The 22,194-nt window shown below is 37.8% G+C and carries 26 protein-coding genes and 1 pseudogene; 7 read left to right on the top strand and 20 right to left on the bottom strand.

Going from position 1 to position 22,194, the window contains the following annotated elements:
- Positions 1-61: 61 nt before the first annotated feature.
- The 5 genes from BPMYX0001_RS19485 to acsA form a co-directional block, all read right to left on the bottom strand.
- On the bottom strand, positions 62-307 hold the full coding sequence (locus BPMYX0001_RS19485) for a hypothetical protein (RefSeq protein ID WP_018782782.1): 246 nt from the start codon (positions 305-307) through the stop codon (positions 62-64).
- Complete coding sequence (locus BPMYX0001_RS19480) at positions 288-833, bottom strand: RNA polymerase sigma factor (RefSeq protein WP_033799132.1); 546 nt, start codon at positions 831-833, stop codon at positions 288-290. The genes BPMYX0001_RS19485 and BPMYX0001_RS19480 overlap by 20 nt, the downstream gene beginning before the upstream one ends.
- Positions 814-1,269: a hypothetical protein gene (locus BPMYX0001_RS19475; protein WP_006096114.1), complete on the bottom strand. Its 456-nt coding sequence runs from the start codon at positions 1,267-1,269 to the stop codon at positions 814-816. The genes BPMYX0001_RS19480 and BPMYX0001_RS19475 overlap by 20 nt, the downstream gene beginning before the upstream one ends.
- A 66-nt stretch (positions 1,270-1,335) precedes the next feature.
- Entirely contained in the window at positions 1,336-1,893 is a 558-nt protein-coding gene (locus BPMYX0001_RS19470; RefSeq protein WP_033799131.1) for a maltose acetyltransferase domain-containing protein, read from the bottom strand.
- 100 nt (positions 1,894-1,993) lie between these two features.
- A complete protein-coding gene (acsA, locus tag BPMYX0001_RS19465; RefSeq protein WP_006096112.1) occupies positions 1,994-3,712 on the bottom strand; it encodes an acetate--CoA ligase in 1,719 nt (572 codons plus the stop codon).
- 180 nt (positions 3,713-3,892) lie between these two features.
- Between acsA and BPMYX0001_RS19460 the strand changes: the two genes are divergently transcribed.
- From BPMYX0001_RS19460 to BPMYX0001_RS19445, 4 genes are read left to right on the top strand one after another with little or no spacing between them, the layout of a single operon-like run.
- Positions 3,893-4,525, top strand: a complete 633-nt coding sequence (locus tag BPMYX0001_RS19460) for a GNAT family N-acetyltransferase (RefSeq protein ID WP_018764512.1) — start codon at positions 3,893-3,895, stop codon at positions 4,523-4,525.
- Between the two features lie 17 nt (positions 4,526-4,542).
- On the top strand, positions 4,543-5,187 hold the full coding sequence (locus BPMYX0001_RS19455; RefSeq protein ID WP_003201129.1) for an acetoin utilization AcuB family protein: 645 nt from the start codon (positions 4,543-4,545) through the stop codon (positions 5,185-5,187).
- Entirely contained in the window at positions 5,184-6,350 is a 1,167-nt protein-coding gene (locus BPMYX0001_RS19450) for an acetoin utilization protein AcuC (RefSeq protein ID WP_078211648.1), read from the top strand. Before BPMYX0001_RS19455 ends, BPMYX0001_RS19450 begins: the two co-directional genes overlap by 4 nt.
- A 52-nt stretch (positions 6,351-6,402) precedes the next feature.
- A complete protein-coding gene (locus tag BPMYX0001_RS19445; RefSeq protein ID WP_006096110.1) occupies positions 6,403-7,260 on the top strand; it encodes an alpha/beta fold hydrolase in 858 nt (285 codons plus the stop codon).
- A 5-nt stretch (positions 7,261-7,265) separates the two neighbouring features.
- Here BPMYX0001_RS19445 and BPMYX0001_RS32715 read toward each other — a convergent pair.
- Positions 7,266-7,373, bottom strand: a pseudogene (locus BPMYX0001_RS32715) (DNA-binding response regulator); the annotation flags it as partial.
- Between the two features lie 132 nt (positions 7,374-7,505).
- Between BPMYX0001_RS32715 and BPMYX0001_RS19440 the strand changes: the two are divergent.
- On the top strand, positions 7,506-8,432 hold the full coding sequence (locus tag BPMYX0001_RS19440) for a Gfo/Idh/MocA family protein (protein WP_033799129.1): 927 nt from the start codon (positions 7,506-7,508) through the stop codon (positions 8,430-8,432).
- A gap of 156 nt (positions 8,433-8,588) precedes the next feature.
- Positions 8,589-8,987, top strand: a complete 399-nt coding sequence (gene mscL, locus BPMYX0001_RS19435) for a large conductance mechanosensitive channel protein MscL (RefSeq protein ID WP_006096108.1) — start codon at positions 8,589-8,591, stop codon at positions 8,985-8,987.
- A gap of 47 nt (positions 8,988-9,034) precedes the next feature.
- Here the strand turns inward: mscL and BPMYX0001_RS19430 are convergent, their stop codons facing one another.
- The 6 genes from BPMYX0001_RS19430 to BPMYX0001_RS19410 form a co-directional block, all read right to left on the bottom strand.
- Positions 9,035-9,307: a DUF3917 domain-containing protein gene (locus BPMYX0001_RS19430; protein WP_016116657.1), complete on the bottom strand. Its 273-nt coding sequence runs from the start codon at positions 9,305-9,307 to the stop codon at positions 9,035-9,037.
- A 422-nt stretch (positions 9,308-9,729) separates the two neighbouring features.
- Positions 9,730-9,858, bottom strand: coding sequence for a hypothetical protein (locus BPMYX0001_RS34570; protein ID WP_255261511.1), 129 nt, complete (start codon positions 9,856-9,858; stop codon positions 9,730-9,732).
- Positions 9,859-9,983: 125 nt separating this feature from the next.
- On the bottom strand, positions 9,984-10,982 hold the full coding sequence (gene ccpA, locus BPMYX0001_RS19425; protein WP_006096105.1) for a catabolite control protein A: 999 nt from the start codon (positions 10,980-10,982) through the stop codon (positions 9,984-9,986).
- 273 nt (positions 10,983-11,255) lie between these two features.
- Positions 11,256-12,326, bottom strand: coding sequence for a bifunctional 3-deoxy-7-phosphoheptulonate synthase/chorismate mutase (locus tag BPMYX0001_RS19420; RefSeq protein WP_006096104.1), 1,071 nt, complete (start codon positions 12,324-12,326; stop codon positions 11,256-11,258).
- Positions 12,327-12,681: 355 nt separating this feature from the next.
- Positions 12,682-13,008, bottom strand: a complete 327-nt coding sequence (gene ytxJ, locus BPMYX0001_RS19415; protein ID WP_033799128.1) for a bacillithiol system redox-active protein YtxJ — start codon at positions 13,006-13,008, stop codon at positions 12,682-12,684.
- Between the two features lies 1 nt (position 13,009).
- Positions 13,010-13,567, bottom strand: coding sequence for a DUF948 domain-containing protein (locus BPMYX0001_RS19410; protein WP_003201109.1), 558 nt, complete (start codon positions 13,565-13,567; stop codon positions 13,010-13,012).
- A 142-nt stretch (positions 13,568-13,709) separates the two neighbouring features.
- Between BPMYX0001_RS19410 and BPMYX0001_RS19405 the strand changes: the two genes are divergently transcribed.
- Positions 13,710-14,825: an aminopeptidase gene (locus BPMYX0001_RS19405; RefSeq protein ID WP_033796453.1), complete on the top strand. Its 1,116-nt coding sequence runs from the start codon at positions 13,710-13,712 to the stop codon at positions 14,823-14,825.
- A gap of 69 nt (positions 14,826-14,894) precedes the next feature.
- On the opposite strand, the gene BPMYX0001_RS19400 is transcribed toward BPMYX0001_RS19405, so the two are convergent.
- The 8 genes from BPMYX0001_RS19400 to BPMYX0001_RS19365 form a co-directional block, all read right to left on the bottom strand.
- The gene (locus BPMYX0001_RS19400) at positions 14,895-15,080 is read right to left on the bottom strand and encodes a hypothetical protein (protein ID WP_018764520.1); all 186 of its coding nucleotides are present in this window, start codon (positions 15,078-15,080) and stop codon (positions 14,895-14,897) included.
- Between the two features lie 13 nt (positions 15,081-15,093).
- Positions 15,094-15,492, bottom strand: coding sequence for a PH domain-containing protein (locus BPMYX0001_RS19395; RefSeq protein ID WP_033799127.1), 399 nt, complete (start codon positions 15,490-15,492; stop codon positions 15,094-15,096).
- Positions 15,493-15,582: 90 nt separating this feature from the next.
- Positions 15,583-16,074 carry a GNAT family N-acetyltransferase gene (locus BPMYX0001_RS19390; protein WP_018782796.1) on the bottom strand — a complete coding sequence of 164 codons (492 nt, stop codon included), beginning with the start codon at positions 16,072-16,074 and terminating at the stop codon, positions 15,583-15,585.
- Entirely contained in the window at positions 16,071-16,619 is a 549-nt protein-coding gene (locus BPMYX0001_RS19385) for a GNAT family N-acetyltransferase (RefSeq protein WP_006096098.1), read from the bottom strand. The genes BPMYX0001_RS19390 and BPMYX0001_RS19385 overlap by 4 nt, the downstream gene beginning before the upstream one ends.
- Positions 16,620-16,683: 64 nt before the next feature.
- Positions 16,684-17,118: a DMT family transporter gene (locus tag BPMYX0001_RS19380; RefSeq protein ID WP_018782797.1), complete on the bottom strand. Its 435-nt coding sequence runs from the start codon at positions 17,116-17,118 to the stop codon at positions 16,684-16,686.
- Between the two features lie 38 nt (positions 17,119-17,156).
- Positions 17,157-18,467, bottom strand: coding sequence for a UDP-N-acetylmuramate--L-alanine ligase (gene murC, locus BPMYX0001_RS19375; RefSeq protein ID WP_003201097.1), 1,311 nt, complete (start codon positions 18,465-18,467; stop codon positions 17,157-17,159).
- Positions 18,468-18,718: 251 nt separating this feature from the next.
- Positions 18,719-19,837 (bottom strand): nicotinate phosphoribosyltransferase, encoded by a 1,119-nt coding sequence (locus BPMYX0001_RS19370; RefSeq protein WP_006096096.1) that lies wholly within the window; start codon positions 19,835-19,837, stop codon positions 18,719-18,721.
- Positions 19,838-19,897: 60 nt separating this feature from the next.
- A partial coding sequence (locus BPMYX0001_RS19365; protein WP_279626196.1) for a DNA translocase FtsK occupies positions 19,898-22,194 on the bottom strand: 2,297 nt, incomplete at its 5' end.

Here is a 22,194-nt window from a genome sequence, read left to right as displayed (position 1 = left end):
CGACTGTTTTTACTTATCTTACTGTATTCGCGCTTTACCGACACACTCTCGCATATTCTAATTAAAGACTTGTAATAAATATTGTAAGCAAAGAAAGCCCCATCCCCCCCACTAATAACGACATATGAAAAGCAATCGATAAATCATTTCCAATCGTTGCTTCCACAGGATCTTTTGCTGGAGAGGCAAGAAAACGCAGCAATCGTTCAAAGCGATTTACTTTCTCTGAAAAATCTGGGACAGCCACATGATCGCCATCTAAATACTGTTTCAATTTATACTCTTTCTCAAAGGGATTTTCGTTCAAATTCATCTACCTCCAGCAATTGCTTCAATTTCTTAATGCCGTTATGAAGCCTAGATTTCACCGTTCCTACAGGAATATTAAGCACCTCTGCAATTTCCTTTTGCGGCATATCATGATAATAAGAAAGAATAAGGACAGCCCGCTGATCTTCAGGAACTTTCAAAATTGCCTCTCTTACGGTGAGCCGGTCTTCTTGTGAAAACTCCTTCTCCTGAATCGGTACTAAAAACGGTAAAAGAGAGCGCCACTTTTTTCTTCGATTCAATTTATTAATCATAAGGCGATAACCGATTTGAAACAAATACGTTTTAATTTTCCCCTTTTCAATCTCATACATATGCTTCTTACGTTCTAACGATAAAAACGTATCTTGAACGAGATCTATACTCAATTGCTCATCACGGTTAAATCGATACAAAAATTTATATAGCGCTGGTTTGATCAAAACATATAGTTTTTCTCCAGCCTGCTTATCTCCATTTTGATACGCAAGCATGAGCTCTTCCTCAATCCCAATCTGCGCCATGTTTTTTAATCTCCTTTATTCCTTTTAACGTTAAAGAGATTCGGCTAACTAAATAAATACTTGCGACTAATGTCCAAACCTGCGCTTGATTCGTAAAAAACTGTACATATGGATTTTGAATTGTTAATCCGCTTAAAACTAAAAAATTAAGCACCTGTACACATAGACAAGCATATGCCGCAATACAGGCAGAGATTGTATCAAATACATTCCAGCGAAAGTAAACTTTTGTTTTTGTAAAATCAATTTTACTCCCCTTTTTTCTCACAATATATTTCTTATCAAAAGGAATAATGATAGAAAACATAACAATCATTATTATCCCGCCTGTAATCATTGAGACTTTAAATCCAATTGCTATAGGTAATAACATACCACAAGAAAATACGACTATAATTCCTATTAAGGCAAAAATAAGCATCCATTTATTAAACATATAAAGGCCTCCCTCGTCTATTGTTTCATAAATGTATACAGATGAGGGAGGCACTTGGTTCAAAGCTTAATTTATTTTTTTTATTATTTTCGCAGGATTTCCACCAACCACAACGTTATCAGGTACATCCCTTGTTACAACCGCACCAGAAGCAATAACAGCATTATCACCAATCGTCACACCCGGATTAATAATGGCTCTCCCGCCAATCCAAACGTTATCCCCAATTGTTACTGGCTTCCCAAACTCAGCACCACTTATGCGCTCGACCCAGTCAAGTGGATGTGTTGCTGTATAAATGTGGACACCTGGAGCGAGCATACAGTTCTCACCAATTGTGACAGGACATACATCTAAAATGATGCAATCAAAGTTCGCGTAAAAGTTTTCTCCAACATGAATGTTGTAGCCATAATCACATTTAAAAGAAGATTCAATATGAAAGTTGTCACCAGTTGATCCAAATAATTCTTTTACAATTAAACTACGCTCTTCATATTTTGTTTCCGGTGTTTCATTTAATTCTCTTGTTAATATACGAGCATGCTCCCTACCTTCTACTAACACTGGATCAGCAGGTACATACATTTCCCCTTGTATCATTTTTTCTTTTTCTGTTTTCATGATAGCATCTCCTTTAACACGTATATATAAGTTGTTCATCCTTTATGATAGCACAAAAAAAGAAAAGCCTGAACGGAATATACGTTCAGACCTTTCTTTCTTAATCTTCCATTGTTGATAAGTCACCTGTTGGTAAGTTTAGCTCCCACGCTTTTAACACGCGTCGCATAATTTTACCACTTCTCGTTTTCGGTAGTTTATCTCGGAACTCAATTTGTCTTGGCGCTGCATGAGCTGCAAGTCCTTTTTTCACAAATTGACGAATCTCTTCTTTTAATTCATCAGATGCTTCATAACCTGCGCGCAGTGCGATAAACGCTTTAATAATCTCACCGCGCACTGGGTCTGGAATACCGATTACACCAGCTTCTGCTACCGCAGAGTGTTCAATTAATTTACTTTCTACTTCAAATGGACCAACGCGCTCACCAGAAGTCATAATGACATCATCAATACGCCCTTGGAACCAGAAATATCCATCTCCATCCATATAAGCAGAGTCACCTGATACATACCAATCTCCCGGCATAAAGTAAGACTCATATTTTTGCAGATTGTTCCAAACTGCGCGCATCATCGATGGCCAGCCCTTAGCAATCGCTAAGTTCCCCATTGTATATGGCGGTACTTCATTCCCTTCATTATCAACAATCGCTGCTTTCACACCTGGAATCGGTTTCCCCATTGATCCTGGGCGAATTTCCATACAAGGATAATTACAAATCACTTGCGCACCTGTTTCTGTCATCCACCATGTATCATGAATTCGAAGACCAAATGCGTTCATTCCCCAGCGAATTACTTCTGGGTTTAATGGTTCACCAACACTTAGTACGTGACGGAGTGCTGATAAATCGTATTTCTTAATCGCTTCTTCGCCAGCTCCCATTAACATGCGGAATGCTGTTGGCGCACTATACCAAACTGTTACACCGTAATCTTGCAACGCTTCGTACCATGCCTCTGGACTAAAACGTCCCCCTAAAACGACATTTGATCCACCTACTAACCACGGCGCAAAAATCCCGTAAGCAGTTCCTGTTACCCAGCCTGGGTCAGCTGTGCACCAGTATACATCGTCTTCTTTTAAATCAAGCACCCATTTTGCCGTTTGATAATGCTGCACCATTGCATTCTGTGCGTGAAGAACACCTTTTGGCTTCCCTGTAGAACCGGATGTATAATGAAGAATTAATCCATCCTCACGGTCTAACCATTCGATTTGAAGTTTGTTAGAAGCTTGTTCAAATAATGGATTAAACGCAACAAGTTTTCCGCCTTCTTCTGCATTCTCTCCAACAAGAAAGACTGTTTTTAACGCTGGTAAATCATTAAGCGGGACACGCTCTAACAATTCAGGCGTTGTAATTAACACTTTCGCTTCGCTATCTTCTAAACGATCGCGCACCGCTCCTTCCATAAATGCTTCAAATAACGGACCAACAATTGCTCCTAATTTCACTGCACCAAGAAGTGCGAAATATAATTCTGGTGAACGCGGCATGAAAATAAAAACGCGATCTCCTTTTTCTACATCACCATAGTTTTTCAGGACATTTCCCGCTTTGTTGGAGAACTCCTTCATTTCTTTAAATGTATATTTCTCTTTGCGCGATCCATTTTGATAATAAAGTGCCACTTTATTTTTTCGATCAGATTTCGCATGTTTATCAATTGCCTCATATGCCATATTTACTCGCCCTGTTTCATACCAAGAAAAGTTTTTATTAACCTCTTCCCAGTTGAAACCTGCATATGTTTCTTCATAATTCAACAAATTATTTTCCCCTTTAATAACCGGAAGCGTTTCTACTTTCATACTTTACATCTCCCTCCTATGTATTCTATTATCTATTATAATAACATTATTTAAAATTTTCAGTATTTTTGTTGATTTTTAGACAAATTTTTACTGACAAAATTCGATTCACATCGCATATATTATAAAGTACGATAATATATAGTAGATTCACAAACCCTCAAGGTGGTGAGCAAAACATTGATTCATAAAAAAATATATAATGCAAGAAACTTAAAAACAACGCGAGGAACCTTAATCATTGAAGGTCCTGTATCTACCCATAATCTTGAAATGTATGAATTTCATCCAGACTTAGTTGCCTTTCGTCCCGCTGATCAACAATATAAAGCGATTGTCGAAATTTCTAAATTACCAGAAGCTCGTCTCATTATCGCAAGACATGACCAAACAATTGTCGGATATGTTACATATTTATATCCTGATCCGCTAGAACGATGGTCAGAAGGAAACATGGAAAACTTAATTGAACTCGGAGCAATTGAAGTCATTCCCGCATTTCGCGGATGCTCGGTTGGAAAAAATCTATTAGAGGTTTCGATGATGGATGATCATATGGAAGATTATATTATATTAACGACTGAATATTATTGGCACTGGGATTTAAAACAAACTGGTTTAAATGTTTGGGAATACCGTAAAGTAATGGAAAAGATGATGAATGCCGGCGGACTAGAATGGATGGCAACAGATGATCCAGAAATTTGTTCCCACCCAGCTAACTGTTTAATGGTTCGTATCGGCAACCGCGTCGATACAAATTCCATCCAAGATTTTGACCGTTTACGCTTTAAAAATCGTTTTATGTATTAAGAAAGGGGACATATGGAATGATTGTAGAAGAAATTATGAATCATGATGTAATCGCACTGCACCCAGATGACACAATCGAAACCGCAATTCGAACAATACGTACAAAGGGCATTCGTCACATTCCAATTGTTGGTCATAACAACAACGTAGTCGGTATCATTTCTGACCGCGATGTACGTGATGCAAGTCCTTCAATTCTCGATGAACAAGTTTCAATGGATATGCTTAAACAACCGATTCAGTTAATTATGAAACAGCCAGTAATGACGTGTCATCCTCTCGATTTTGTTGAGGAAATTGCGACGTTATTTTTTGAAAATAAAATTGGCTGTCTTCCTGTTACAAAGGGCGGAAAGCTTGTTGGAATCATATCAGAATCTACAGTATTACATACACTCGTCAAACTTACAGGTGCTCATCAGCCAAGTTCACAAATTGAAATTCAAGTAAAAAATGAGCCTGGTATTCTCGGAAAGGTAGTTGCTATTTTTAGTGATTTACATATTAATATTGTGAGCGTTCTCGTCTATCCAGCAAGAGACGAGAATGATAAAGTACTCGTTTTCCGCATTCAAACGATGAATCCTCTAAGAGTGATCGAAACATTAGAGCAAAAAGGTTATCATGTCTTATGGCCAAACATAATGGGGATGCAGGCATGAAGAGTGCCTTCATTTATTCAGATGATTTTCGGGGCTATTCCTTTAGCCCTGAACATCCCTTTAATCAGCTTCGTGTTACACTCACCTACGATTTACTAGAAAAGAGTGGGCTGATTCACCCTTCTCAAGTCATTCCACCGCGAATGGCAACAGATGAGGAGATTGCTTTCATTCATACAGAGGAATACATAAATGCGGTAAAACTTGCTGGAGAAGGAAAATTAGTAAGATCAATCGCCATGTCATACGGTCTTGGAACAGAAGATACACCGATGTTTCCAAATATGCATGAAGCGAGCGCATTACTTGTTGGCGGTACATTAACAGCTGTAGATGCCGTTCTTTCAGGTCAAGTAAAGCATGCATTAAATTTAGGTGGTGGCCTGCACCACGGATTTCGCGGCAAAGCATCTGGTTTTTGCATTTATAACGATAGCTCGATTGCTATAAAATATATGCAAAAAAAATATGGATTGCGTGTTTTATACATTGACACAGATGCCCATCATGGTGATGGTGTACAATGGTCCTTTTATGATGACCCTAACGTCTGCACCATCTCACTACATGAAACTGGGCGCTATTTATTTCCTGGAACCGGCGCTGTAAACGAGCGCGGTCAAGGTGTTGGCTATAGTTATTCTTTTAACGTTCCACTCGATGCCTTTACAGAAGACGAATCTTTTTTACAATCTTATCGTACCGTGGTAAAAGAAGTCGCAGCTTACTTTAAACCGGATATCATTTTAACGCAAAACGGAGCCGATGCACATTATTACGATCCTCTTACTCACCTTTGTGCAACGATGCAAATTTATCGTGAAATTCCAAAGCTTGCTCATGAAATCGCCAATGAATACTGCGACGGACGCTGGATCGCCGTTGGTGGTGGCGGCTATGATATATGGCGCGTCGTTCCAAGAGCATGGGCACTCATTTGGCTCGAAATGAACAATATCCAAAACATCTCAGGTTATCTCCCCCCAGAATGGATTGAAGCTTGGAAAGGACAAGCACCTATTGAACTTCCCATCACATGGGAAGACCCTAACAACATGTATAGCCCTATCCCTCGAAAGCCAGAAATTGAAGAAAAAAATGCATTAACAGTGGCAAAATCCCTTGAAATTATTCGGAATAATACGAAAAAGGCTTTATATTAAATGATAAGAATAGGGGACTTTCTCCTATTCTTTTTTATGAAAGGTGATATTTATGTGGGAACAAAAACTCTTACATACAAAGCGTGGTATTTTTGAAGTATTTATAAAAGGCAGCGGTGACCCACTATGCGTTACACATCATTACTCCGAGTTTAACGAATCTGGTGATTATTTTGCTGAAATCTTTACTTCTACTCACCAAGTATTTCTTATTAATTTAAGAAATGCTGGTCATTCTGCGAAAGCTACAACGGAACATGAATTAAGTATGAGCGAAACAATTGAAGATTTAGAAGCAATAAAAGAATCACTGCACCTTTCAGCGTTGCATTTCGCTGGTCATTCTACAGGTGGTATGCTTGGTCTTCTGTATGCAATTACCTATCCTACCTCCTTACAATCCTTAGTTGTTGTCGGTGCCGCTGCTAGTAACTATACAGAAACAACAGATTGTATTTATCATCCAAGCCATCCACAATTTCAATATATGCAAGATGTCATCGAAGAATTGAAACTCCCTAAACTTACTCCAAAAGAGCGAAGTGTATTATCATCTGAACGAACAAAATTATCTTTATATGAGCCAGAACGCTATAAAACATACTTCTCGAAACCGATTTATAAAACAATGGCTGTAAGTCGGATGAACGCTTTCGCTAACGAATACCCACAATTCGACTTAAGAGATCAGCTTTCATCTATTACAGCAAAAACATTAATCATTTGTGGAAATCATGACGTTCAGTGTCCAGTGCAATATTCTATCGAGATGCACAAAGGTATACCTGGTTCTATCTTTATTCCGTTTGAACATAGCAACCATTATCCTTTTTTAGAAGAAAGCGATCATTTTTCGTCTATTATTAAAACTTTCTATAAACCATTCCAGCACGAAAGCAGCAAGTACTAAATCACTTGCTGCTTGATCATATTTCCAGATAATCGTTCATAACGAGCGATATGTGCTTTTACTCTTGCAACTCATTCACTTGAACTGAACGGCTTTGTAATATAATCATCCGAAGTGCTTGCAGTAAAAGAGTGCTTCGAGTATATCAAAACTTTAATCTTTGTTTCCTTCTAATACATATGCTACAGTATAGTTGCTATACAACTATACAACTTATAAAAATCCATAGCAGGGTGGGAAAACATATGAATAAACCTCGGATTGGTATGATTGGAATAGGCAGCATTGCACAAAAAGCTTATCTTCCAACTCTCACAAAAGAAACAGATTGGATATTTACAGGAACGTTTACACCAAATGCTGAAAAACGCAAACAAATTTGTGAGCAATACCGTATTCAAGACTTCTCTAATTTACAAACTCTCGCTTCAGAATGTGACGCAATATTTGTCCATAGTTCCACTGCAACACATTATGAAATCGTTTCCGAACTTCTTCAAAAAGGAATCGATGTTTACGTTGACAAACCATTAGCTGCTACAGTCGAACAAGCAGAAAGATTAGTGGAACTGAGTGAAAAACATAATCGTAAACTAATGGTTGGTTTTAACCGTCGATTTGTCCCTATGTATGTTACAGCAAAAGAACAAGCAAATGATATTTCATGGATTCGTATTGAAAAACATCGCACAAACAAAGTTGGTCCATATACATATGACTTCACAATGCTTGATGATTATTTACACATCGTCGATACAGCACGCTGGTTAGCTGATGATGATCTTCGTGTTGTTCATAATATGATACAAACTAACGAAAAAAACGAACTCTTTTATGGTCATCATACGTATACAAGCACAAATGGCACATTACTCTCTACTGCTATGCATCGCCATGCCGGAACAAATTTAGAACAAATCGAACTTGTGACAACAGGGAAAATCATTCGTGTAAAAAACATGAACCTACTAGAGATTGAACAAGATAATCGCATTACACAAAGCGGTTCCCCTTCATGGGAAACAACATTAAAACAACGCGGATTTGAGGATGCTGTGCAGCATTTCATCGATTGTGTACAAGGGGATACAAAGCCACTAGTTGATGGAGTAGAAGGATTAAAATCCCAACAAATGCTAGAATCATTATTACAATCTATCGAAAAAAAATAAATCACATAATTTGGATTTTATAGAAGGAAACGGATACACTTTTCAGAATTTACTTTCATTCCCATTTTCCCTTTATTTCTATCAACATATTCTATAGAATATGTTGATAGGAATTATAAATTTCATACTGAGTCATGGAAAGGATGGGAATTATAAATGTGGAACGAGTTTAAAAAGTTCGCCCTAAAAGGGAATGTTATTGATTTAGCTATCGGGGTTGTAATCGGAGCTGCTTTCGGAAAAATTGTAAGTTCTTTAGTAAAAGATATTATCACACCATTAATCGGTATGTTAATGGGTGGTATCGACTTTACAGGTTTGAAAATTACATTTGGTAAAACAGCTATTATGTATGGTAACTTCATCCAAACTATCTTTGACTTCTTAATCATCGCAGGTGCTATCTTTGCATTTATTAAAGTTTTCAACAAACTAACATTCAAAAAAGAAGAAGAAAAGAAAGAAGAAATTCCAGAACCAACAAAAGAAGAATTACTTCTTGGCGAAATTCGCGACTTATTGAAACAACAAAATACTTCAAAAGACAACGCATAATTGAACGGATAAAAAGCATGCCCATATAGGACATGCTTTTTTATATCTTATAGCGTTTCCGAATTCATATGAATGAACAAAATAATACCGGCAACCACTAATATCATAATAGAACCTGCAAATAATGTAATTGCAACAAATACGAAGCTTGTGCTCAAATTCACTGAAATACTTTCAATAAAAATAGAAGTTACATACGTGATAAGGGCAATTCCTGCAAGAATACTTCCTGGAACAAAGCGCTTTAGACCATTTTGTTTTAACGTCATATATGCAAAAACAGTAGTCATACAAAGCGTAATCATCCAAAGAACGATCATCTTTTCTTCCCCCCTCACAAACCTTTTCTTTCTATTATACATGACATTTCGTAATTGTAGGAAATTTTACCGGTGAATGCCCCCTCCCTACCACATGGACTATGTCCTGCAAGTGCTTGGGAAAGGGGATGAATGTTGAAGTACTGTTAAACAGAGTATGCTAGAGGGAAGGAGATATAGAGAATTATCATACTTTACAAATTGATGATTTGTTAACAGGATTCAAAATAACTGCGCAAATGTGTATAGATAATAATCTGCGTAATACAGATGAACTATGGGCGTTTATTGAAAATAATTAAGATCATAATCCATGTTATTCTTTTTTATTCGTACAACTAAGAAGAATCAGTTGCTTTGAGAAATAGAAAAGTGCAGAGTTATGAAAATTCCTTCTCATAACTCTGCACTCTCCTCTATCTTTAAAACAATTCATGTAAACAAATGACACGCGAAAAATAAGGCAATATATCTTGATTATGTGTAACAACTACTATTGTTTTTCCTTTTTCATTCAATTGTTTCAAATACTCTAGTATTACTTTTTTCATTTTCAGCATCTAAGCTAGCCGTAGGTTCATCTGCTAGTATTAAATCACTTTCTTAATGAAAGAAATTACATCTTATATCATTAGAACAAAAAAACTCACAGGATTCCCTGTGAGTTTTCCTATTCTTACTTCGTTGAATCTCTAAATTGAATACGGTGAGGTAAGATAACTGTATGATCTTCTACGTTTTCTTTGTTCATGTATTTTGTAAGTAGACGCATTGCTACTGCACCGATGTCATACATTGGTTGTACAACTGTTGAAAGCTGCGGGCGTACCATTAATGCAAGGCGTGTGTTGTCAAAACCAAGTACTTCTACGTTTTCTGGTACATTTAATCCTGCATCTTGCGCTGCATGAATTACACCTAGTGCCATTTCATCTGAAGATACAAAGATTGCTGTTGGTTTTTGATCAAGTTCCCAAAGCTTTTCAAATGCTTCTAGACCTGAGTCGTATGTGTAATCTCCGTCGATTACAAGATTTTCATCATAAGCGATACTAGCTTCTTCTAAAGCTTTTTTATAACCTTGTAATTTCTTTGCGCTTCCCGCTTTATCAATGTAAGGGCCTGATACAAAACCAATACGTTTATGACCCTGTCCTAAGAAATGCTTCATTGCATCATAAGCTGCTTGTGTATAATCGATATTTACTGATGATGTTTCATTGTTCTCATCAAATGATGCTGCTAAAACGATTGGTACTGGAGACTTTTTAAACTCTTCTACATGAGCATCTGTAATATCTTCACCCATGAATACAATACCGTCCACTTGTTTACCAAGCATTGTATTTAATAAATGAAACTCTTTTTCTTTATTTTGGTCAGAGTTACTTAAAATGATGTTATATTTGTACATTGTTGCGATATCTTCGATTCCACGTGCAAGTTCTGCATAAAACGTATTAGAGATATCTGGAATAATAACACCTACTGTTGTTGTTTTCTTACTTGCTAGTCCACGTGCTACCGCATTTGGGCGATATCCTAAACGATCAATTGCTTCTAATACTTTCTTTCTTGTTGTAGGCTTTACATTTGGATTACCGTTTACAACACGTGATACGGTTGCCATCGAAACGTTCGCTTCGCGCGCTACATCATAGATTGTTACGTTCATCTCTTCGCACACTCCTTCTATATTATGTTATCTATCTTTATGTATCGGTTCACTAAAATGAAAAAAAGACATCAACTCTACTTGAAGATGTCACTCCCGAGTCCTTTTACTAATGATACGATAAAAATGCAGGCTCATACAATATTTTCCCGCAAAAGTTTCGAAAAAATTCGCTTCTTTTCTCCTATTTTCGTATTTTTTATGTAAAAAAGGACATTTTCTGCAAAAAAGTCTATGCAACAAGTGTCACATAGACCCTACAGCCCCTTCTGACTATCTACCGCGGAATGCTTTTAATTCTTTCATAAACTCATTGAATTCTGGAATATCCATTTGTTGCGCTGAATCTGATAACGCAACAGCCGGGTCCGGATGTACTTCAGCCATAACCGCATCAGCACCGATTGCCATCGCTGCTTTTGCAGCTGGTAATAAGAGATCACGTCGTCCTGTAGAGTGCGTTACATCCACTACGACAGGTAAATGTGTTTCTTTCTTCAAAATTGGCACAGCAGAAATATCAAGCGTATTACGCGTTGCCTTTTCATACGTCCTGATGCCGCGCTCACATAAAATAATATCTCCGTTACCTTGTGCAATAATATATTCTGCCGCATACATAAATTCTTCAATCGTTGCTGATAAACCACGTTTTAACAATACTGGCTTTTTCACCGATCCAGCAGCCTTGAGTAGATCGAAGTTTTGCATATTACGAGCACCAATTTGAATGACATCAACATAATCTAATGCCCTTTCAATATCATTCGGATTTAAAATTTCACTAATGACCGCTAAATCATATTCATCCGCCACTTGTCGTAAAATTTGCAAGCCTTCTAAGCCAAGCCCTTGGAAATCATACGGCGATGTACGAGGTTTGAATGCACCGCCGCGCATTAGCTTTAACCCTTGTTCCTTCATTGCTTCCGCAACTTGGCGCACTTGCTCATAACTTTCAACCGCACATGGTCCCATAATAAAGTGAGGATTGCCATCACCAATTTTTTCACCTTTTATATCAACAATCGTATCCTCTGGCTTTGTCTTACGTGAAACAAGAAGTGCTTTACGGTGATCATCTTCTTGTAATTCTAGGCTTGTTTGAAAAATTTGTTTAAAAATATGTTGAAGAGTTGATGTTTCAAACGGTCCATCATTCTTCTCAGCAATTAAATCAAGCATATTACGCTCACGTACAGGATCAAATCGTTTCACACCTTGTACTTCTTTCAACTTACCAACCTCTTGAACAAGACGACCTCTTTCATTTAATAATTCTAAAATTTGTAGGTTCATTTGATCAATTTGAGAGCGTAAACGATCTAATTCTTGTGATGCCATAAGAAAGCCACCTCTTTCAAGTTATATATAAAGATTACCTTATTATCATGGTTAAGATAATTTATTATATCCGATAGATATCAGGTTGTCACATGATATACATTGTGAATGGAATCGTTCTCTTATTTGAAATATATATTGTTACCTTTCACTTACACAAAGCATACTCAACCTTCACTCGTTTTCTCTCTTTGTTTTCACTTGGCATGGGAGCAGAAGAGGCTCTGACCACTTCTATGCATGAGTAGATCCTCTCTTCCACCTAAAAAGAACAGTTTTCTATCAGTTTTTCAATCTGTATTTACATAGTTCATGAATCCTAAAAAAAGAAGCAAGCGTCTCCGCTTACTTCTCCCTACTTCACATTCTCTTCTAAAGTTTGCTTCTTAATATTCCAATGGGATGTATGCCATACCGCTACCCCATCTTTTATATATAGCACTTGCGGCGACTCATGTTTAATACCAAAGTGCTCTGCAATACGATTCGAAACATCTCTTGCATCTTGTACGTATAAATAATAAGTAGGTGTTTCTTTTGTATCTTGACAATATGCCTCAAATTCTGCGTAGGCTCCTTGGCTAATTGGACATGTTGTACTATGTTTAAAAAGAATATATGGTTCCGCTGTTTCTAATAATGCTTCAAACTCTTCCATTGTTTCGATTTTTGTCATGCTCACTTTATTCACCTCTCATACGAATTGGAAGTCTAGAGCGCTTCTCTTTTTTCTCTTTTTTCTCTTCCTTCTCTAGCTTCTTCTCAGCTTTTTCTAATTTCTTCTCTTGTCTAGTAGCACGAAAATGATTATACACTTCAATCGCTGCACTACTCCATTGTACAACTTGTGCAACTTTGTCTGCATTATTTTCAATTTCATTTGTTACAGAATCTGATACATTGCGAAGTTTCGTATTTAAAGAATGAATTGTTGTTCCAATTCCATCTACGCCTTCTACTACTTTATTTAATGACTGAGATTTCTGCTGAATATCATCAGCTAATGCATTCGTCTTATGTAATAATTGTTCTGTCTCTACGCTTATCCCTTGCATTTGCTTCTCTAAGCCTTCTAATGTACTTGCAACATTTTCTAACGTCTTCTGCAATGATAATAATGTTCTACATGTATATATCACTAAAATTGCAAAAGCAACGGCAGCTATAGCTGCACTTACGTATAAAAGAACTTGCATTTCATCACTTCCTTTATCTTTTTCATACTTTCTCCTATTATACAATCATTTTCCGTTTCGTTCTAATCCTTATGATTTCATTAGAATTTTCACACTTGTTCGTCAAATGTACCATAAATTATTAAACAAATTCCAGCAAGTAGGGTACAATAAGGAAGGATACATAATTAGTAGGGAGGCTTTACATATGAAAGATCCACGTATTGAAACTTTAGCACACAATTTAATTAACTACTCAATCCGCTTACAAAAAGGCGAAAAAGTATTGATTGAAAACTTTGGCTTGCAAAAAGAACTTGTAACTGCACTTGTAAAAGAAGCCTATGCAGCTGGTGGTTTCCCATTTGTTTCATTGAAAGATCATCAAGTCGATCGCTCATTATTAATGGGCGCTACTGAAGAACACTTCGAGCAAATCGCTGCATATGAAGCAAGCGTAATGAAAGATATGGACGCTTACATCGGTCTTCGCTCTGGCGATAACATTAACGAACAAGCCGACGTTCCAAGTGAACGCATGAAGATCCACGGTCAAACAGTTGGTAAAAAAGTTCATAGAGACATTCGTGTTCCAAAAACACGCTGGGTTGTTCTTCGCTACCCAAATGCATCTATGGCACAACTTGCAAAAATGAGCACAGAAGCATTCGAAGACTTCTACTTCGAAGTATGTAACTTGGATTATGGCAAAATGGATAAAGCAATGGATAACCTTGTTGAATTAATGAACAAAACAGATAAAGTTCGCCTTGCTGGTCCTGGAACTGACTTAACATTCTCCATTAAAGATATTCCAGCTATTAAATGCTCTGGTCATTTGAACATTCCAGACGGTGAAGTATACTCTGCACCAGTTCGCGATTCTGTTAACGGTACAGTTTCTTATAACACGCCATCACCTTACAACGGCTATACATTCGAAAACGTACAGCTTACATTTAAAAACGGTCAAATCGTTGAAGCAACTGCAAACGATACAGAACGCATTAACAAAATCTTCGATACAGATGAAGGTGCACGCTACGTTGGTGAATTTGCAATCGGCGTAAACCCATATATCTTACATCCAATGGGTGATATCCTATTTGATGAAAAAATCGACGGTAGCTTCCACTTTACACCTGGACAAGCTTATGACGATGCATGGAATGGCAACAACTCTAACATCCACTGGGATTTAGTATGCATCCAGCGCCCTGAATACGGCGGCGGTGAAATTTACTTCGACGACGTATTAATCCGTAAAGACGGTCGCTTCGTTGTACCTGAATTAGAAGCTTTAAATCCTGAGAACTTAAAATAAAATGTGAAGGAGCTCTCCTTTTGATGGGAGAGCTCTTTTGGTACGTCTCGTTTTGTCGGACGGTCAATATTATTTCTCCACTTCCTGTCCTTTGTTTCTGATTTGACGAGAATGGTAATAAAATAAAAGTACAACTGCTAAAATGCCTACACCTATCGACAAATACAACGGCCACTCCCAACGAACATACCCTCTAACGCAAACGACCAGTACCATCAATAATTCAAAACAAAATAACAGCCGAAAATGTTTCATTCCTCGTCCTCCATTATGCTTTTAGATCTATTTTCACATGTGGGTTCGCTTCTTGAATGAGTGACAACAACTTTTCTTTATCTGTTGGCATAGCAATCATATGGACTTTGTATCGGTTCGTTGTAATTTCGAGTGATTTTCCAACTTGACGCACCATTCTTATATCAGATAGTGTAACGTCTTCGTTCAATATGCCATATTTCAATACACCATTTTCGACTGTATGTTTCTTAATGAATACATCCCAAACAAGAGGGACATTTACAATGAGGCAAATTGCCATCCCAATCAGTGCTGATCCCCAGTTTCCATTGTCTATAATCAGCATTCCGCTTGGCCAAACAACCATAAGGATCAACATTGCACTTACAAAAATCATAATTGGTGTGCTTCTTTGGATAGGAAATTTCATACCATCACCTCTCACCTAAATTATACCATCATTTCCATTTTCCTTAACAAAAAAATAGAGATCATTCTCGATTTGAATGATCTCTATTCTTCACAAACCATACCTATAAAATTTCTTATCTACCTGCAGCACCGGAAAACTCCCTGGTAACTCTTCCACTTTCATACTCTGAAATCCATTTTTCTCATAAAAACGATGTGCCGCTAAAAACTGTACTGTTGTTCCTAAATAAATTCCTTCTAATTCTCTTTCTTTTGCCCAAGAGATAGCTGTTTGGAGTAACATGCTCGCGGTATTCCACACCTTGCCCCGAAATTCTTTTTTCACAAACATTTTCCTCAAGGCTACTTGTTGATTCCCAATATCTAATAAAGCTACAGTTCCAACTACTTTCCCATCATGTGTTGCTACCCAGAAACTTCCGTTATCTCTTTGGTAAAACTGCTCAATTTCTTGTAAATCTGGCTGTTCTTCCTTTGTAATTGGTACGTTATATTCTTTTTGCTGAATGTGAATAATTAAATCGACTACTTCAGATTGGTACTTACTTTCATATGACTGAATGTAAATCGTATCGCTCATCGAATCTCCTTCCATTCTGAAGCTAGTAAACTATACACAGCAAGATCATGGAAATGGTCATAAAGCCACTCTTCATCACGCATAACTCCATCTAACTTAAAGCCAAGTCGCTCCGGAATCGCACGGCTTTTCTGATTCTCTACCCCACAACGGATTTCTATCTTATTCAATTTTAGTTCTTCAAACGCATAGCGAAGCACCGCTTTTACACTCCTTGTCATAATTCCTTTTCCACCTGCTTCTTCTGCAAGGTAGTATCCAAGACTTGTTGCTTTCTTAGCCCAGTTCACCTCGTGAATACCGACCATTCCAACGAGCTTTCCTTTATAACGTATACCTGTTTCAAAACCGTTTCCATCCGCATATTTCTTTAGCCACATCGGAAGAATTTCGTCATATGCATCAGCAGATTTTGTCCCATCTACCCATGGAAGCCATTTTCTTAAATGCTCCCTGTTTTGATCTACTAATTGATACAATTCTTCTTTATGATGTTTTTCTAACAATTGAAGTTTGATTTCATCATCGACTCGAAGTGTAAACATTGCTCTATCCCCTCTAACACTTTTTCTTATTATTCTAACATTTCTAATTATAAAATGTTAAGGGTTATATATTCACACTTTCTTTTTTGGATTTTATAGCAAGAAAACCGGAAGAATATAGAACACCTGTAATGACTAAAATCATCCCTAAACATTGCGAGATTGTGATACTCACTCCTTCTACAAAAGAAACAAGCATTGTAACAACGGGAACTAAGTTAAAGAACAAAGAGGTTTTTTCTGCCCCAATTTGCGCGATTCCTTTATTCCACCAAAGATAACCAAGCACGCTTATTCCAATTGCCATAAATAAAATAGATAACCATGCTAATAGAGGAATTTCTGGAATCGCTACTACACTCTGTTGCATAAAGGACACAATGATGAAAGCAAGCACTCCAACAGTCATTGTATATGTCGTTGTTTGTCTTTGACTACCAACTTTAATAAATTTTTTACCTAGTACACCATATAGCGACCATTCTACAACAATTGACATAAAAAGACGTGCAGCCACCGCTGCACGTCTTCGCTTTATTACTTCTCCGCAACTTGCACTTCTTTCACGTAAGCCGCTTCGAATTTTTGAATATCACCTGCGCCCATGAAAATAAGAACGCCGTTTTTATGTTTCTTTAATACATTCGTTGTTGTATCGGTAATCAATTCTGCACCATCAATACGCTTTTGCAGATCTTGAATTGTTAAGTCACCTTTGTTTTCACGTGCTGATCCGAAAATATCACATAGGTATACTTGATCAGCCTTGCTTAGGCTTTCCGCGAACTCATCTAAGAACTTTTCAGTACGTGAGAATGTGTGTGGCTGGAATACAGCGACAATTTCACGCTCTGGATGCTTTTGACGAGCAGCTTCAATCGTTGCGTTAATTTCTGTCGGATGGTGTGCATAATCATCGATGATGACCTGTTCTCCCATCGGTTTTTCATTAAAGCGACGTTTTACGCCTCCAAACGTTGTCAATTGATGTTTTACTGCTTCTACATCAACATTTTCATAGTGACAAAGCGCGATAACTGCTAATGCATTTAATACGCTGTGATTGCCGTAACCTGTAATTTTGAATGTTTCATAATACGTATTACGAACGAACACATCAAATACAGTACCATCTGTTCTCTTTTGGATGTTACGTGCTTGGAAATCATTATCTTCACCAAATCCATAGAAAATAACAGGTACTTTCGCTTGAATTTTTTGCAGTTCTTCATCATCACCACATGCAATGATTCCTTTTTTCACTTGAAGTGCCATCTCTTGGAATGCACTAAATACATCATTAATGTCTGTAAAGTAATCCGGATGGTCAAAATCAATATTTGTCATAATTGCATAGTCTGGATAGTAAGACAAGAAATGACGACGGTACTCACATGCCTCAAACACAAAATACTTACTATTTTCTACCCCATGCCCTGTTCCATCTCCAATAAGGTAAGACGTTGGGTGTGCACCTTGCATTACATGGGCTAACAAGCCGGTTGTTGATGTTTTTCCATGTGCACCTGTTACAGCAACACTTGTATACTTACTCATAAGATTCCCTAAAAAATGATGGTAACGGTGTACTGGGATATTTAACTCTTTCGCTGCTACAATCTCTTCATGCGTATCAGGGAACGCATTTCCTGCGATAATCACTTGTCCTTCTTTTACATTATTTTTATCAAAAGGAAGGATGGAGATACCACGCTTTTCCAAAGCTACTTGTGTAAAGAAACGTTTTTCAAAATCAGAACCTTGAACAGTATGCTTCATGTCATGAAGAATTTGTGCTAATGAACTCATTCCTGTTCCTTTAATTCCTACAAAATGGTAAACTGTCATCTTAAAGAACCTCCAACATTTCGAACTAATACAACGGCCTATCTATAAGACAGTATATGAATCTTTTCTTATTTTGGTAATCATCATACATTCTCGATACAGCGGAACTTTCATTAGCTCTCACCAATCGGGATAAACACGTACGTACTTCTTATATGTCCATAACAAACTTATTATAGCAAAAAACAATCCGTTATACTATGATAACAGAAAAACTGATAGGGTCAATTCCCTATCAGTTTTTCCTCTTCTTACATATCTTCTCTTTTTTCTAATTGAACACGCTCTAAACGTGGGTTTGGACGATATTTACGTCCAGCTTTCGCTTCTGGTTTTCCATTTAATTCTACATTATCACCTGTAAAACCAATGTTCATTTTTAATAAACTGCTGCCCACTCCGTATAGATCTACAGGAACATTTTGCGCTTCAAATTCATGAATACGTTTTTCATCAAATCCACCAGTTACAACAATATTTACATGCTGGAACCCTTCTTCATCAAGCGCTTTACGGAGCGCGAAAACAAGGGATGGATTTACACCACGAGGGTCAAATGTGCCAAGTACTTCTGGATGACGAATGAAATACTGATCAATCATTGTACGTGATGTATCAATGCGTACACCTTTTAATTCTGAGCCGAATTCACGTGCAACACGAAGACCATCTGTAATCACATCATTATTGTAGTCAATCAGTACAACTAAATCATCCTCTGGAAACTTTTTATAGTACGCTTTTGCAGCTTCTACAACATCTCCATTAAACATTTGAATCAATGCGTGAGGCATTGTCCCCATTCCACTCTTGCCCCACCATTCATTCATTGCATGCGTTGCTTGTGCACTCATACCACCAATATACGCCGCATATCCATCACCAGCTTGCTGTGTATAATGATCATCACGGTCTCCCATGAAAATAACCGGTTTTTCTTTTTCACCGCTGCGAGCAGCTTGTACAACATTATATACATTTGTTGCAACAGATGTACGACGAGCTAAAATCCCATCGATTACACCTTCTAAAAACCCGAAATATTCATAAGGTCCAGAGATTGTTAAAACTGTTTCAAATGGATTAATATTGTCCCCATCTTTTAAAGAATGGATTTCAAGCTCTTCCGGATGTTCAGCAAATGTTTGTAACAATGCTAATACTTCATCTGTTCCGCAAAGTATCGCATGTTCCTTTTGGAAAAATTGCATTGTCACAACACTTTTCGGGCGAAATTCTTGAATAATGTCACGAGTTTTTAAAAAGTAAACGGCAGAGAACCAACCTTCCCCAACTCGTTCATCAAATTTAAATGTTTTATTTGTTAGTCGATTGATTTCACCTTTTAATTTTAATTCAATTTCTTTCATGTCGTTTACTCCCTACTTTACTATCCAACATTTTCTCTTAGTATACAGCAAAACCGCTTCCTATACATTCGTTTCCTGCATAGCAGCAAATTCATCCTCTGAAATAAGGACATCTCTCGGTTTTGTTCCCCGTGCTTCAGATATAATTCCTTGTGCTTCCATCTCTTCAATAAGACGTGCCGCACGATTATAACCGATGCGGAATTTTCTCTGTACAGAAGATGTGGACGCTCCCCCTTGTTCTACAACAAATTGACATGCATCAAAAAACAGTTCATCTTCGGCTTCATGTTGTTCTGTTTTCGCCAATAAATCCTCTTGCTTAAATAAATAGTTGGACTTCATTTGCTTTTTCACATGTTCAACTGTTTTTTCAATTTCATCATCCGATACGTATACCCCTTGTACACGGACGGGTTTTGACGTACCGTTTCCTAAAAATAGCATATCACCGCGACCAAGTAATTTTTCCGCTCCTCCAATATCAATGATTGTACGTGAATCTACTTGAGATGATACTGTAAACGCAATACGCGTTGGAATGTTTGATTTAATCAATCCTGTAATAACATCCACAGACGGACGCTGCGTTGCAACTAATAAGTGAATACCACAAGCACGTGCTTTTTGTGCAATGCGGCAAATTGCTTCCTCTACATCACCAGGAGCAACCATCATTAAATCGGCTAACTCATCAATTACAATAACAATGTACGGCAATGCTTCACCTGGGATTTCTCGGCTACTTACGATGGTATTATAACGAGTTAAATCACGTGCACCAACATGCGCAAACAATTCATAACGGCGTTCCATCTCTTCTACAGCCCATTTTAACGCTGCTGTAGCTGCTTTCACATCTGTAATAACAGGTGCTACAAGATGGGGAATAGAATTATATGGTGCAAGCTCAACCATTTTCGGATCAATCAACATCAGCTTCACTTCATGTGGTTTCGCTTTATATAAAATACTTGTTAAAATCGCGTTAATACAGACACTTTTCCCTGAACCAGTCGCACCAGCGATCAGTCCATGCGGCATCTTCCTTATATCCGTTACAATTGGAGCACCAGAAATATCAAGTCCAAGCGCAACTGTAAGCGGTGATTCACTTTTCGTGAACACAGGACTTCTCAAAATTTCTCGCAGGAATACAGGCTTACTTTCTTTATTCGGAACCTCAATTCCGATGGCACTCTTCCCTGGAATCGGTGCTTCAATTCGAATATCTTTTGCAGCTAAACTCAGCTTAATATCATCACTTAAATTTGTGATTTTATTTACTTTCACACCCGGATCAGGTTGTACTTCGAAGCGCGTTACAGCTGGTCCTTGTGAAACATTGATAACATGAGCCCCAACATGGAAATTATTAAACGTCGTATCTAATAATTCTTTCTGTTCTTCTAACCATTCCGTATTATCTAATGTCGACTGACTTGGAATCGTCAATAGTGTTAATGGTGGCATAGCATATTCAGGCGGTGTTTGCAGTACATTACGCATATCATTCTCTCTTCGCGCTATAACGTATGCTTTCTCTTGTACTCCTGCACTTGCAACAGGTGCCTTCATTTCCGTTTGTTGAACTGGCTCCTCTGTTACTTGATTTTCCACTGCCACTCGTTCTACTGGTTTCTCTTCTTCTTGAGTTCCCACCACTACTTGCTGTGCTGGTCTCTCTTCTTCTCGAGTTTCCACTATAACTTGTTCTACTGGTTTCTCTTCCACTTGAGTTTCCACTATAATTTGCTGTGCAGTTTGCGCTTTTCCTTGTGGTGCTTCTTCCACTTGTTGTACAGGCTGCTCGTGCACCTTTACTGGTTCTTCAGCTTGTTTTATAGGAGTCTGCGGCGTTTTCATTCCTGCCACATGTCTCTCTATTAACTTTCTTCTATCTTGTTTTAACATCACAACATTAAACGGCACATGACGCTTTTTCTCACGTTTCGGTTCTTCTTTTTGCTTAACAGGCTGTTCCACAGCAACTTCTTGCTTTTCTTCTGCCTCTTCGATTAATACATTTGCAAAGTTTTGAACTGCTTCCTTCGTGTGCTCGTCTGCTGCTGAAGATGTTTCTGAAACATTGTTTTCCGCTTTAGAAACCAAATTCTCTTGTTCTGTCGTTTTTTCAACTACTACTTGAGCCGTTTCTTCTGCAGACTCTTTCGCTGTTTCGGCAATTTTTGCTTCTTCAAATGTTTCTGCTACCAGCGTTTCTTCGGGTTCCTCCACTGCTTCAACTTCCCGCGTTGATTCTTCAGCTTCTTCCACCGCTCCAACTTCCCGCGTTGGTTCTTCAGCTTCTTCAACCGCTCCAACTTCCCGCGTTGGTTCTTCAGCTTCTTCCACTT

The organism is Bacillus pseudomycoides DSM 12442, from assembly GCF_000161455.1.
In the GTDB taxonomy this organism is placed as follows: Bacteria; Bacillota; Bacilli; order Bacillales; family Bacillaceae_G; genus Bacillus_A; species Bacillus_A pseudomycoides.
The sequence above is the reverse complement of the archived record's forward strand: the minus strand, read 5'-3'. Positions and strand labels throughout refer to the sequence as shown.

Excerpts from the sequence above, each read along its gene's own strand:
- BPMYX0001_RS19430 (WP_016116657.1), bottom strand. The coding sequence starts at position 9,307 with ATGATCGTTCTTTGGATGATTACGCTTTGTATGACTACTGTTTTTGCA.
- BPMYX0001_RS19440 (WP_033799129.1), top strand. The coding sequence starts at position 7,506 with ATGAATAAACCTCGGATTGGTATGATTGGAATAGGCAGCATTGCACAA.
- BPMYX0001_RS19470 (WP_033799131.1), bottom strand. The coding sequence starts at position 1,893 with ATGAAAACAGAAAAAGAAAAAATGATACAAGGGGAAATGTATGTACCT.
- BPMYX0001_RS19385 (WP_006096098.1), bottom strand. The coding sequence starts at position 16,619 with ATGTTTACACTTCGAGTCGATGATGAAATCAAACTTCAATTGTTAGAA.
- mscL (WP_006096108.1), top strand. The coding sequence starts at position 8,589 with ATGTGGAACGAGTTTAAAAAGTTCGCCCTAAAAGGGAATGTTATTGAT.
- BPMYX0001_RS19390 (WP_018782796.1), bottom strand. The coding sequence starts at position 16,074 with ATGAGCGATACGATTTACATTCAGTCATATGAAAGTAAGTACCAATCT.
- BPMYX0001_RS19445 (WP_006096110.1), top strand. The coding sequence starts at position 6,403 with ATGTGGGAACAAAAACTCTTACATACAAAGCGTGGTATTTTTGAAGTA.
- BPMYX0001_RS19405 (WP_033796453.1), top strand. The coding sequence starts at position 13,710 with ATGAAAGATCCACGTATTGAAACTTTAGCACACAATTTAATTAACTAC.
- BPMYX0001_RS19475 (WP_006096114.1), bottom strand. The coding sequence starts at position 1,269 with ATGTTTAATAAATGGATGCTTATTTTTGCCTTAATAGGAATTATAGTC.
- murC (WP_003201097.1), bottom strand. The coding sequence starts at position 18,467 with ATGACAGTTTACCATTTTGTAGGAATTAAAGGAACAGGAATGAGTTCA.
- BPMYX0001_RS19480 (WP_033799132.1), bottom strand. The coding sequence starts at position 833 with ATGGCGCAGATTGGGATTGAGGAAGAGCTCATGCTTGCGTATCAAAAT.
- BPMYX0001_RS19380 (WP_018782797.1), bottom strand. The coding sequence starts at position 17,118 with ATGTCAATTGTTGTAGAATGGTCGCTATATGGTGTACTAGGTAAAAAA.
- ccpA (WP_006096105.1), bottom strand. The coding sequence starts at position 10,982 with ATGAACGTAACAATCTATGATGTAGCGCGCGAAGCGAACGTTTCGATG.
- BPMYX0001_RS19395 (WP_033799127.1), bottom strand. The coding sequence starts at position 15,492 with ATGAAATTTCCTATCCAAAGAAGCACACCAATTATGATTTTTGTAAGT.
- acsA (WP_006096112.1), bottom strand. The coding sequence starts at position 3,712 with ATGAAAGTAGAAACGCTTCCGGTTATTAAAGGGGAAAATAATTTGTTG.
- BPMYX0001_RS34570 (WP_255261511.1), bottom strand. The coding sequence starts at position 9,858 with ATGAAAAAAGTAATACTAGAGTATTTGAAACAATTGAATGAAAAAGGA.
- BPMYX0001_RS19450 (WP_078211648.1), top strand. The coding sequence starts at position 5,184 with ATGAAGAGTGCCTTCATTTATTCAGATGATTTTCGGGGCTATTCCTTT.
- BPMYX0001_RS19370 (WP_006096096.1), bottom strand. The coding sequence starts at position 19,837 with ATGAAAGAAATTGAATTAAAATTAAAAGGTGAAATCAATCGACTAACA.
- BPMYX0001_RS19400 (WP_018764520.1), bottom strand. The coding sequence starts at position 15,080 with ATGAAACATTTTCGGCTGTTATTTTGTTTTGAATTATTGATGGTACTG.
- BPMYX0001_RS19420 (WP_006096104.1), bottom strand. The coding sequence starts at position 12,326 with ATGGCATCACAAGAATTAGATCGTTTACGCTCTCAAATTGATCAAATG.
- BPMYX0001_RS19455 (WP_003201129.1), top strand. The coding sequence starts at position 4,543 with ATGATTGTAGAAGAAATTATGAATCATGATGTAATCGCACTGCACCCA.